At 70.8% G+C, this 11,942-nt stretch carries 11 protein-coding genes; 1 reads left to right on the top strand and 10 read right to left on the bottom strand.

The features are described from left to right. The first annotated feature begins 37 nt into the window (after window positions 1–37). Window positions 38–940, top strand: coding sequence for an aminoglycoside phosphotransferase family protein (locus ACIRHA_RS29020; protein WP_403852157.1), 903 nt, complete (start codon window positions 38–40; stop codon window positions 938–940). A 267-nt stretch (window positions 941–1,207) separates the two neighbouring features. Here ACIRHA_RS29020 and ACIRHA_RS29015 read toward each other — a convergent pair whose 3' ends face one another. From ACIRHA_RS29015 to ispG, 10 genes are all read right to left on the bottom strand, one after another. Then, the gene (locus ACIRHA_RS29015; protein ID WP_403851824.1) at window positions 1,208–2,911 is read right to left on the bottom strand and encodes a proline--tRNA ligase; all 1,704 of its coding nucleotides are present in this window, start codon (window positions 2,909–2,911) and stop codon (window positions 1,208–1,210) included. 71 nt (window positions 2,912–2,982) lie between these two features. Next, window positions 2,983–3,549: a GNAT family N-acetyltransferase gene (locus ACIRHA_RS29010; RefSeq protein ID WP_403851821.1), complete on the bottom strand. Its 567-nt coding sequence runs from the start codon at window positions 3,547–3,549 to the stop codon at window positions 2,983–2,985. Window positions 3,550–3,772: 223 nt separating this feature from the next. After that, the gene (locus ACIRHA_RS29005) at window positions 3,773–4,546 is read right to left on the bottom strand and encodes an ABC transporter ATP-binding protein (RefSeq protein WP_403851817.1); all 774 of its coding nucleotides are present in this window, start codon (window positions 4,544–4,546) and stop codon (window positions 3,773–3,775) included. After that, entirely contained in the window at window positions 4,543–5,352 is an 810-nt protein-coding gene (locus ACIRHA_RS29000) for an ATP-binding cassette domain-containing protein (protein WP_403851814.1), read from the bottom strand. The genes ACIRHA_RS29005 and ACIRHA_RS29000 overlap by 4 nt, the downstream gene beginning before the upstream one ends. Next, on the bottom strand, window positions 5,349–6,176 hold the full coding sequence (locus ACIRHA_RS28995) for an ABC transporter permease (RefSeq protein ID WP_403851811.1): 828 nt from the start codon (window positions 6,174–6,176) through the stop codon (window positions 5,349–5,351). Before ACIRHA_RS28995 ends, ACIRHA_RS29000 begins: the two co-directional genes overlap by 4 nt. After that, on the bottom strand, window positions 6,173–7,141 hold the full coding sequence (locus ACIRHA_RS28990; RefSeq protein ID WP_403851808.1) for an ABC transporter permease: 969 nt from the start codon (window positions 7,139–7,141) through the stop codon (window positions 6,173–6,175). Before ACIRHA_RS28990 ends, ACIRHA_RS28995 begins: the two co-directional genes overlap by 4 nt. Window positions 7,142–7,151: 10 nt before the next feature. Further along, entirely contained in the window at window positions 7,152–8,669 is a 1,518-nt protein-coding gene (locus tag ACIRHA_RS28985) for an ABC transporter substrate-binding protein (protein WP_403851805.1), read from the bottom strand. Window positions 8,670–8,707: 38 nt separating this feature from the next. Next, window positions 8,708–9,436, bottom strand: coding sequence for a DUF1684 domain-containing protein (locus ACIRHA_RS28980; RefSeq protein ID WP_403851802.1), 729 nt, complete (start codon window positions 9,434–9,436; stop codon window positions 8,708–8,710). A gap of 116 nt (window positions 9,437–9,552) precedes the next feature. Next, window positions 9,553–10,401 (bottom strand): GNAT family N-acetyltransferase, encoded by an 849-nt coding sequence (locus ACIRHA_RS28975; protein WP_403851799.1) that lies wholly within the window; start codon window positions 10,399–10,401, stop codon window positions 9,553–9,555. Between the two features lie 355 nt (window positions 10,402–10,756). Next, on the bottom strand, window positions 10,757–11,914 hold the full coding sequence (ispG, locus tag ACIRHA_RS28970; protein ID WP_403851795.1) for a flavodoxin-dependent (E)-4-hydroxy-3-methylbut-2-enyl-diphosphate synthase: 1,158 nt from the start codon (window positions 11,912–11,914) through the stop codon (window positions 10,757–10,759). Window positions 11,915–11,942 lie beyond the last annotated feature (28 nt).

Genomic DNA, 11,942 nt, shown 5'->3' with positions numbered 1-11,942 from the left:
AACTGGAAGGAAATCCCCGCGCATGGCATCCGCGCCCCTGGCATTCGAACCGCCTCCGCGTCTTGTGAACGCGCTCGGCGAGGTGCGTGACGACGGGGCGTCGGCGTGGCTCGACCGGGTCGGCCCGCTGCTCGACGAGGCGGCGGCGCGGCGCGATGTGACGGTGGAGCGGGTGCATGTGCCCGGGGGCCGCAGCGGCCTGGTCACCCACGTCCGCAGGGCGGACGGCTCACCGGCGATCCTGAAACTGGCGCCCGAGCGGTTCCGCCCGGAGGCGGAGCGTGCGGCGCTGACGCACTGGGACGGCTTCGGCGCGGTGCGGCTGCTTGACCCGGGCGTCAACGACGGCGCGCTGCTCCTGGAACGCCTCCACCCGGAGATCTCCGTCCGTACGCTGCCGGAGGCGAAGGCGCTCCTGGAGGCGGCGGGCACGCTGCGCCGCCTCTGGGTGGACCCGCCCGAGGGGCGCAACTGCGAGACCGTTCCGGAGCGCACGGGCCGCCAGGCGGTCGGGATGCGTGCGACGGTGGACGCCTTCCCCGACGTGGCGCCGCTGATCGACGCAGCCCTCGGGACGCGGGACGAGCTGGTGTCCTCGCCGCCCGAACTCCGTTTGCTGCACGGTACGTTCCGGCAGTCCAAGGTGCTGTCCGGAGAGCGGATGCCGTGGCTGGCGGTCGGGCCCGACCCGGTCGTCGGCGAGACCGCGTTCGACCTGGCGCGGCTTGTCCGTGACCGGGTGGAGGACCTCATCGGCTCACCGTCGGGCCCCGCGATCACCCGACGCCGGGTGAAGCGGCTCGCGGAGTCCCTGGAGGTGGACCAGGAGCGGCTGCGGGGGTGGACGTTGTTCCGGGCGGTGGAATCGGGCGCGCGTGCACTGCGCGTGGGGCGGCACCAGGACGGCGAGAACCTGTTGGAGTTCGCGGGCTGGCTGTGAGGTCGACCGGGGGCCTGTCTGTTGCGGTCGACCGTCCCCACGTCACGGGGCTCCGCCCCGGACCCCGCGCCTCAAACGCCGGCGGGGCTTAAATGGCTCACCCGTCGCGGTCGGCTCCGTCAGCCCCGCCGCTGGCGAAGCACCCGAGCGGTGCGGGGCGGTAGATAAAGCCTCTGCGGCGATTGAGCAGCGGGGTTCCGGGGCGGAGCCCCGCTGCGTAGGAACCGTCGACCGTAACCCTGGGACCGGCTGGCCGTGGTGGACCCGTTACGCCGTGAGGCGGGCCACGGCCTCCTCGACTGTGAGTTCCTCGCGCTCGCCGGTGCGGCGGTCCTTGAGTTCTACGACGCCGTCGGCGCTGCGGCGGCCCGCGACCAGGATCTTCGGGACGCCGATCAGCTCGGAGTCGGTGAACTTCACGCCGGGGGAGATACCGGGGCGGTCGTCCACCAGGACGCGGACGCCCGCCGCCGCCAGCTTGTCGGAGACCTCGAGGGCCAGCTCCGTCTGGAGCGCCTTGCCGGCAGCCACCACGTGGACGTCCGCCGGGGCGATCTCCTCCGGCCAGATCAGGCCCTTGTCGTCGGCGTGCTGCTCGGCGAGCGCCGCGACGGCCCGCGAGACGCCGATGCCGTACGAGCCCATGGTGACGCGGACCGGCTTGCCGTTCTGGCCGAGGACGTCGAGCTGGAACGCGTCCGCGTACTTGCGGCCGAGCTGGAAGATGTGGCCGATCTCGATGGCGCGGTCAAGCTTGAGGCCGGTGCCGCAGTTGGGGCACGGGTCGCCCTCCTGGACGACGACCACGTCGACGTACTCGGAGACCTCGAAGTCACGGCCCGCGACGACGTTCCTCGCGTGCACGCCGTCCTTGTTGGCCCCGGTGATCCACGCCGTGCCGGGGGCGACCCGCGGGTCGGCGATGTACGTGACCTTCTCGTCCAGGCCCTGCGGGCCGACATAGCCGCGGACCAGGTCGTCGCGCCCCTCGAAGTCCTCCGCCGTCACCAGCTCGACCGCGGCCGGGGCGAAGTGCGCCTCGACCTTGCCCATGTCGACCTCGCGGTCACCGGGGACGCCGACGGCGACGATCTCGCCGTCGACCTTCACGAGGAGGTTCTTGAGGGTCGCCGAGGCCGGGACCTCCATGTACGCGGCGAGCGTCTCGATGGTCGGGGTGTCGGGGGTGGGGACCTCGACGAGCGCGGCCACGCCCTCCGCGTCGACCGCCTGCACGGCGAAGCCGACCGCCTCGGTGTTCGCGGCGTAGTCGCAGGCCGGGCAGTCCGCGAAGGTGTCCTCGCCGGCCGCGGCCGGGGCCAGGAACTCCTCCGACTTCGAGCCGCCCATCGCGCCCGCGGTCGCCGCGCAGATCCGGTAGTCGAGGCCGAGGCGCTCGAAGATCCGCTGGTACGCGGCGCGGTGCAGGCCGTACGACTCGGCGAGGCCCTCGTCGGAGAGGTCGAAGGAGTACGAGTCCTTCATCTGGAACTCGCGGCCGCGCAGGATGCCGGCGCGCGGACGGGCCTCGTCGCGGTACTTGGTCTGGATCTGGTAGAGGATCACCGGCAGGTCCTTGTAGGACGTGCACTGGTCCTTGACCAGTTGGGTGAAGATCTCCTCGTGGGTCGGGCCGAGCAGGTAGTCGCCGCCCCTGCGGTCCTGGAGGCGGAACAGCTCCGCGCCGTACTCCTCCCAGCGCCCGGTCGCCTCGTAGGGCTCCTTGGGCAGGAGGGCGGGCAGCAGGACCTCCTGGCCGCCGATGGCGTCCATCTCCTCGCGGATGACGCGCTCGACGTTCGCGTAGACCCGTCGGCCGAGGGGCAGCCAGGACCAGACACCGGCGGCGGTGCGGCGCACGAAACCGGCGCGGACCAGCAGCTTGTGGCTGAGGACTTCGGCGTCCGCCGGGTCGTCGCGCAGTGTCTTCACCATCAATCGGGACATGCGCTGGACCTGGACCTTGGCCATGATTCTTGACTCCTGCAGCGAGAGGGTGATGTCAGGAGGTTAGCCGGGCCCCGGGCGCGGCCGGAAATCGGTTATCCGGCCAGGCGCCTGAGCGGCAGCGGCGCACCCATCACGGCGTACGGGCGCGGGGCGCTCGGGAACAGCACCTGGCGGGCCAGATCCTCGTAGCCGAGCGAGTGGTAGAGGCCGCGGGCCGGGCTGTCGAAGTCGATCGCGGAGAGGATCGAGCGGGGCTCGGCGGCGCCGTCGGTGATCGCCGTGATGAGCGCCCGGCCAATGCCGCGGTTCTGGTAGCCGGGGTGCACGTGCAACTCCGTGATCACGAAGGAGTCGTCGAGCCAGTGGTCCTCGCCGCGGGACCGCAGATACGGCTCGACGACGGTGGACCACCAGTGGGTGCGGTCGTTCGGCATCCCGTACACGAACCCGACGAGTCGGCCGGTCTCCGTCGTGGCGCCGCGGGCGCGGGCCCCCGGGTACGTGATGTGCCGCAGCACGATCTGCCGGCGGACGGCGATCTCGTCGTCGCTGAGCCCGAACGCGTACGCCTGCACGGCGAGCGCCTCGTCGACCCGGCTGCGCAGGTCCAGGGGCCCGATGGTGACGGCGCGGTCGTCCGTACGGTTCCGGTGCGGCATGCGGGGAGGGTACCCCGGTGCGGCGGTCGGCTGTACGGGTAGCCGGGGCCGGCGCCGACGGCAGGCCCGCCCGACAGTCCTGCCGGACGGGCCTCCTCAATCGCCGCAGGGGCTCCAAATGGAGCCCGCGCTGCTCAAACGCCGCAGGGGCTATTTATAGCCCCGCCGGCGATTGAGGCGCGGGGTCCGGGGCGGAGCCCCGTGACCGGGGGACGGGTGGGCGTCAGGTGGCTGCGGGCAGCCTGGGGACGCTCGACAGCAAGCGCCGCGTGTACGCGTGGGCGGGCGCCCCCAGGACGGTCGACGTGGGGCCCGCCTCGACCACCCGTCCCCGCTCCAGCACCGCCGTGCGCTCACACAACGCCGCCACCACCGACAGGTCGTGGGACACCATCACGATCGTCAGCCCCGCCGTCTCCTTCAGCTCGGCCAGCAGGTCGACGACCTTGACCCGCGTCGTGACGTCCAGCGCGGACACGGGCTCGTCGGCGAGGAGGACGCGCGGGTCGCACACGGTGGCCCGCGCGATGGCGATGCGCTGGCGCTGCCCGCCGGAGAACTCGTGCGGATACCGCTCCCCCGCGTCGGCCGGGAGCCCCACCCGTTCGAGGGCGTGCGCGACCTTCCGGTCCGCCTCCGCCCCGGTCGCGACGCCGAGCGAGCGCAGCGGCTCCGCCACGATCCGCCGCACCCGCTGCCGGGGGTCGAGCGAGGCGTAGGGGTCCTGGAAGACGCACTGCACGCTGCGGCGGAACGCCGTCATCTGCGCACGGTCGCGCGGCCGCAGCTCGTCCCCGTCGAAGCGGACCGTCCCGGCCGTGGGGCGGGCGAGGCCGAGCAGCATGCGCAGCAGGGTCGTCTTGCCCGCGCCCGACTCACCGACGAGCGCGAGGCTCTGCCCGGTCTCCACCGCCACCGATACGTCCGTGACGACAGGCGCCGCGGCGCCCCGGTACGCGTAGGACACCCGGTCCAGGTCCAGCACAGGGGCGCTCATCGCCCACCTCCGAGGTCGAGCGCGGACTCCAACTGCCGCGCGCTGTCCACCAGCGCCCGCGTGTACGCCTCGCGCGGGGCCCGTACGACGTCGGCCACCGCGCCCGACTCGACCGCGCGCCCGTCCTTCATCACCAGGACGCGGTCCGTCACCTTCGACACCACCGCCAGGTCGTGACTGACGAACAGCACCGCCATGCCGCGCTCGCGCACCAGCCCCTCGATCAGCTCCAGCATCTCGGCCTGCACGGTCACGTCCAGCGCCGTCGTCGGCTCGTCGGCGATGAGCAACGCCGGGTCGCAGGCGAGCGCCATGGCGAGGGCCACGCGCTGGCGCTGGCCGCCGGAGATCTCGTGCGGGAAGGCGCGGGCGATGCGGTCCGGGTCCGGGAGCCGCACCTGTGCCAGGAGGTCCGCCACCGCCGACCTGAGCGCCGCCCCCTTCAACTGCCGCCGCGTGCGCAGGGGTTCGGCGATCTGCCTGCCGACCCGCATCAGCGGGTCGAGCGCCGTGAGCGGCTCCTGGAAGACGACGGCCGCACTCCGGCCGCGTACCCCCACGAGGGTCTTCTCGCTCGCGCCGACGATCTGCGTACCGGCCAGCTCGACGCTGCCCGTCACCGTCATGCCCGCGGGCAGCAGACCGAGCACCGCGAGCGTCGTGAGGGACTTGCCCGAGCCGGATTCGCCGATCAGGCCGAGGCGTTCGCCGCGCGCGACCTCGAAATCGAGGCCGGACACCAGCTCGCGCCCGTCGCCCGAACGGATCGTGAGTCCGTCCACGGACAGCAACGTCGCATCGCTCATGCCGTCGCCCTCTCCTTCCGTGCCGTCGGGTCGAGGACGTCCCGCAGCCCGTCCGCGACCAGGTTGACGCCGATCACCAGCAGGACGAGCAGCACGCCCGGCGCGAGCGCTCCCGCCGGCGCCGTCGTGAACGTCGCCTGCGCCTCCTGGAGCATCCGGCCCCACGAGGCGTTGGGCGGCGGTGCGCCGAGGCCGAGGTACGAAAGGCCCGCCTCCGCGAGGACGGCGAGGCCGAACTGGAGCGCCAGGTTCACCGCGAGCGTCGGCCAGATGTTGGGCAGGACGTGGCCCGCGACGATCCGCGGCCAGGTCGTGCCGGACGTACGGGACGCCGTGATGTAGTCCTGCGCGAGCACCCGCTTGACCAGGATCCGGGTCAGCCGCGCCACCACCGCGCTCTGCGCGAGGCCGATCGCGAGGATCGCCGAGCCGAGCGTCGCCGACCGCGCCGCGACAATCAGCATCGCGAGCAGCAGCGTCGGGAACGCGATGAGGATGTCGAGCAGCGCGGAGAGCGTGTCGTCGAACCAGCCCTGCGCGAACGCGGCCAACAACCCCAGGGTCACGCCCAGCAGCGCCGCCACCGCGACCGAGCCGAGCCCGGCCTGGAGCGCGATCCGCGAACCCGTCATGAGCTGCGTGAACAGGTCGCGTCCGAGCTTGTCGGTGCCGATCAGGTGCCCGCCGCCGGGTCCGGCGAGCCGGCCGCCGGACGTGTCCTCACTGTCGTACGGCAGCCAGAACAGGGAGACGAGCGCGAGCAGCACGACGAGTCCCGCGAAGACGGCGCCCGTCCACAACGTGACCGATGACCGGCGCTTCATCGCACACCGCCCCCCGACAGCCGGCCGCGAAGGCGCGGGTCCACGAGCCGCTGCACGAGGTCCGCCACGAAGCCGATGATCAGCACCCCGAACGTCGACACGAACAGCACGCCCTGGATCACCGGGTAGTCGTGCTGCGCGATCCCCGTCGCGAGCATGGAGCCGAGCCCCGGCAGCGCGAACACGGACTCGACGACGACCGCGCCGAGCAGCGTGGACGCCAGCTCGATGCCGAGGATGGAGATGACCGGCACGGACGCGTTGCGCAGCCCGTGCCGCCACATGGCCCGCGCGAAGGACGAGCCGAGCGCCCGCGCCGTGCGCAGGTACTCGCTGTCGAGGACGTCGAGCGTCGCGGAGCGTACGTAGCGGATGAGGGACGCCGACATGACGAGCGCCACCGTCACCACCGGCAGCACCAGCGACTGCACGGCCTCGGCCGGGGTGTCCCAGCCGTCCTGCGGGAAGCCGCCGGACGGCAGCCAGCCCGCGTTCAGCGCGAACACGGCGATGAGGATCATGCCGAGCCAGAACACCGGGACGGCGATGCCGAGTTGGGAGACGCCGCTGAGCAGCGCCCCGTACCAGGTCCGCCGCTTGTACGCGGCCACGAAGCCCGCCGGTACGGCGACGAGCACGGCGAGCACGAACGCGGAGAGCGTCAGCGGCACCGTCACGTTCAGTCGCTGTGACACCTCGGGCCCGACGGGCAGCGAGGACACGAAGGACGTGCCGAGGTCACCGCTCGCCAACTGGCCGATCCAGTGCGTGAACTGCTCGGGCAGCGGCTTGTCGGAGCCGATGGAGTGCCGGGCCGCGGCGATCTGCTCCGGCGAGGCGCCCACCGAGGTGAGCGCGTTCGCCGGGTCGCCTGGCAGCATCCGCAGCAGCACGAACAGCACGACGGACGCGAGGACGAGGGAGACCAGCAGGAACACCAGCCTCCGCAGGAGGTATCTCAGCATGGCCGGTCGGTCAGCTGCTCTTCTTGATGTCGTACGCGAAGAACTGCGAGTTCAGGCCGTTCAGCGGGTAGCCCGACAGCTTCGTGTTCGCGACGACGATCTGCGGATACAGGTAGAGCCAGTCGCTGGCCGCGTCCTCGGCGGTCTTGCGGTTGACCTTCTTGAGCAGTTCGGTCTGTTCGGCCGTGCTCGACGCCTGCTCGGCCTTGTCGACCCAGTCCTGGACCTGCTTGTTGTCGTAGCCCCAGTAGAAGTCGGGGTCGCCGTACCAGACCAGGTCGCGGTCGTTGACGTGCTCCTGGAGCGTCGCCGTGAAGTCGCGGTTCTTGTAGACCTTCGTGTACCACTCGTCGGGCGTGATCGTGTTGATCTTGACGGTGATGCCGACCTTGGCGAGCTGCGACTTGATGAAGGTCGCGGCCGTGGGGTGCGGGTCGTAGTTCGGGGTGTCGAGCGTGAAGCTGAACCCCTTCGCGTGACCCGACTCCTTCAGGAGCTGCTTGGCCTTCGCGACGTCGTGCGCGTTGACGTCGGTCAGGTCCTCGTACCAGGGGTCGGTGGGAGGCACCATCGACCCGATCTGCTTGCCGTAGCCGCCCCAGACGGATTCGAGGAGCTTCTTGTCGTCGATGGCGGCCGAGACGGCCTGGCGCACCTTGACGTCCGTGAACGGCTTCGCCTTGTCGTTGAAGGCGAGGAGCAGCTTGGTGGTCGAGTTGCCGTCGTTGACCTTGTAGTTCTGGTCGGACTTGAACTGGTCGAGGGCGTCGGGCGACTGCTCGCTGGTGACGACGTCGACGGCGTTGGTCCGGAGCGCGTTGTTGAGGGCGGTCGCGTCCTTGTAGTAGTGGAAGACGACCTGCTTGTTCTTGGCCGCGTCGCCCCAGTAGCCGCCGAACCGGTCGAGGCCGAGCGCGGACCCGCGCGTCCACTTCTTCAGCTGGTACGGGCCGGTGCCGTCCTCCGTGATCTTCAGGTTCTTGGCGTCGGCGTTGATGATCCAGACGTAGCTGAGGTTGTAGACGAAGGAGATCGACTTCTTCGACAGCGTGACCTTGACGGTCTTCGCGTCGGGTGTGGCGACGTCCTTGATGACCTCGAGGTTCGACTTCCGCGCGGACTGCGAGTCCTTCGCGATCACCTTCTCCAGGCTGTACTTGACGTCCTCGCTGGTCAGCTTCTTGCCGCTGTGGAACTTCACGCCGTCGCGGAGGGTGAAGGTGTAGGTGAGGCCGTCGCCGGAGACCTTGTAGTCCTCGGCGAGGAGCTTCTCGACCTTGCCCTTGTCGGTGAGCTTGAACAGGCCCTCGTAGACGTTGCCGTTGAGGGCCTCGGTGACGCCCTGGCCGCCGCCCGCGGTGTTGTCGAGGTTCTGCGGCTCGTAGAGGGAGCCGATGTTGACCGCGGCGTCCTTGTCGTACGCGCCGCCGCCGGAGGCCGAGTTCGAGCCTCCGCCGCAGGCGGCGAGGGTCACGGCGAGGGCGACGGTGAGCGTGCCGACGGACAGGGATCTCTTGGAGACGCGCATGAGGGGGCCTTACGTGACGGGGTGCGGGGAGGAATCGATCAGTGAGCGGTGCCGGCGGCGCCGTCGCGGAGGACCGGGAGCTTCTCGCCTGCCTCGACGGGCAGGTGGAGACGGTTCTGCCGCGGCGGCATCGGACAGTTGTACTGATCGGAGAAGCCGCACGGGGGTACGAAGGCCCGGTTGAAGTCGAGGCGCACCCGGCCCTGACCGGTGTGATCCACGGAACCCGTGTGCTCGACGAAGAGGAAACGGCCCGCTCCGTAGGTGCTGTCGCCGTTCGTGGGGTCACCGAAGACGAGGAGGAGGGTGCCGTCGTCGTCGAACGCGGAGAGCGTGTAGTCGGTGCCGTCGACGGTCAGGGCGATGTCGCCGGGGACGACCTTCTCGCGGGTGCCGCCGTTGTCCCGCAGGTGCTCGAAGGCGACGGTGCGGGCGCCCTCGACGGGCGTGTACGTGGCGTCGAGGACCCAGGACGGGTCGTACGCGAACGCGTCGACGCTCTCGAAGGCCTGGATCGCCGGGGAGTTCGCGTCCCAGAAGCGCAGGCCGTGCTCGGGGGCGCCGGTGACCATGTCGGTGCGCTCCAGGGCCGTCACGGTGACGGTGCCGGGCTGCCCCGCGCGGGCGGCGTCGAGGTCGGGGGTCTCGCCGGCCGGGAGCCAGCGGGTCTCGACGAGGGCGAGGTTGCCCGTGGGGGCGGTGAGGGAGCGGTGCCGGTCGGCACGCCATTCCTGCCAGGCGGCCATGCCGGAACCGGGAGCAGACATCGAGAGGCACCTACAGTCAGTGAAGCTTGAACCAAAGCAAAGCAGTACCTTTATGGTCCATAAGACTTACTAATGTCAATGCGCACGAAAGAGATGAGACGGGCAACACAGGGTGTCTAGAACAGCACGCTCATGAACGCCCCGACCTCCTCGAATCCCACGCGCCTGTACGCGGCACGGGCCGGGGTGTTGAAGTCGTTGACGTAGAGGCTCACGACGGGGGCGACGTCGGCGAGGGCGTAGCGCAGGACCGCGGCCATGCCGGGGGCGGCGAGGCCCAGGCCCCGGTACTCGGGGGCCACCCACACGCCCTGGATCTGGCAGACCTGGTCGGTCGCGGCGCCGATCTCCGCCTTGAAGGCGACCTTGCCGTGCTCGTCGAGACGGGCGAACGAGCGGCCCGAGCCGACCAGTTCGGCCACCCGCGCCTGGTACAGCAGGCCGCCGTCACCGGCCATCGGGGAGATGCCGACCTCTTCGGTGAACATCGCCACGCACGCGGGCATGATCGTGTCCATCTCGTCCTTGCGGACACGGCGGATGTACGGGTCGGGGGTGACGTCCGTGGGCATCCGGTCGGTCACCATCAGCGGCTGCTGGGGGCGGATCTCGCGGGCCGGGCCCCAGCCCGCTTCGAGCAGCTGCCACAGGCGGGCGGTGGGCTCCGCCGGGCCGACGATGGAGGAGCAGCGGCGGCCTGCCCTGCGGGCGCGGTCGGCGAAGCCGCGGATGGCGCGGTCGGTCGCGCAGATGGGGACGAGGTTGGCGCCCGCGTAGCACAGGGACTCCAGCATCCCGTCCTCGTACCAGCCCCACATCTCGCCGCCGAGCCGCCACGGGTCGAGGCCCGCGGCCCGGACCCGGGCCGTGACGAAGGCGTTCGCGACGGGCTCGCGGTCGAGGACGGCGAGCGCGGCGTCGAGGTCGCTCGGTTCGAGCACCCGAGTGGTGGTCTGAGTCAACACGTGCGGAGGGGCCTCACCAGATGGGCTACTGATCTCCGCACTGTACCTGGCGCTCCGCGGGTGTGGCGGGTCGACGTTTCGGCCGTCCGCCCGGGACGCCCCGCGGGGGCCGTTCACGTGTCCGGTTCGCGTCGGCGACTGCCGGTCGCGTCGTTGGTCGCGTTCGCGCAGTTCCCCGCGCCCCTGAAACCAGCGGCTTCGCCGCTGCATCAGGAGCGCGCCCTGAGACGGCGCACGCAGTGCGCCTTTCAGGGGCGCGGGGAACTGCGCGAACCGGACCACGGCGGGACCGCAGGACGCCGAACACAAAAGGCCCGCCCACCCGGAGGGGTGCGCGGGCCTGGCGGCGACGGAGTCAGCCTGCGATGGACACCGACGGCTCCCCGGAAGGGATTCCGTCCTTCTCCATCTGCTCGGCGATCTTCATCGCCTCGTCGATCAGCGTCTCCACGATCTTCGACTCGGGCACCGTCTTGATGACCTCGCCCTTGACGAAGATCTGGCCCTTGCCGTTGCCGGACGCGACACCGAGGTCGGCCTCGCGCGCCTCACCCGGGCCGTTGACGACACAGCCCATGACGGCCACGCGCAGCGGGACCTCCATGCCTTCGAGGCCGGCCGTGACCTCCTCGGCGAGCTTGTAGACGTCGACCTGGGCGCGGCCGCAGGACGGGCAGGAGACGATCTCCAGGCGGCGCGGCTTGAGGTTCAGCGACTCCAGGATCGCGTTACCGACCTTGATCTCCTCGACCGGAGGCGCGCTCAACGACACCCGGATCGTGTCGCCGATGCCCTCGGCGAGCAGCGCGCCGAAGGCGACGGAGGACTTGATCGTGCCCTGGAACGCCGGGCCCGCCTCGGTCACACCGAGGTGCAGCGGGTAGTCGCACTGCGCGGCGAGCTGCCGGTACGCGTTGACCATGACCACCGGGTCGTTGTGCTTCACGGAGATCTTGATGTCGCGGAAGCCGTGCTCCTCGAAGAGGCCCGCCTCCCACAGCGCCGACTCGGCCAGCGCCTCGGGCGTCGCCTTGCCGTACTTCTGCAGCAGGCGCTTGTCGAGGGAGCCCGCGTTCACGCCGATCCGGATCGGCGTGCCGTGGTCCTTCGCCGCCTGGGCGATCTCCTTGACCTTGTCGTCGAACTGCTTGATGTTGCCCGGGTTCACGCGCACCGCGGCGCAGCCGGCCTCGATGGCCGCGAAGACGTACTTCGGCTGGAAGTGAATGTCCGCGATCACCGGGATCTGCGACTTCCGGGCGATGACGGACAGCGCGTCCGCGTCGTCCTGCGTGGGGCAGGCCACGCGCACGATCTGGCAGCCGGAGGCGGTCAGCTCGGCGATCTGCTGGAGCGTGGCGCCGATGTCCGACGTACGCGTCGTCGTCATCGACTGCACCGAGACCGGGGCGTCGCCGCCGACGGCCACCGTGCCGACCTGGATCTGCCGGCTCTTGCGCCGCTCGGCGAGCCTGATCGGTACGTCCGGAATGCCGAGAGAAATCGCAGTCATCTGCTGTGCAACCCCAAGGTGGAGGATC

Origin of the sequence: Streptomyces sp. NPDC102360 (assembly GCF_044766085.1) — a bacterium.
In the GTDB taxonomy this organism is placed as follows: domain Bacteria; phylum Actinomycetota; class Actinomycetes; order Streptomycetales; family Streptomycetaceae; genus Streptomyces.
Note: the sequence above shows the minus strand (reverse complement) of the source record. Positions and strands in the feature narration are given on the sequence as shown.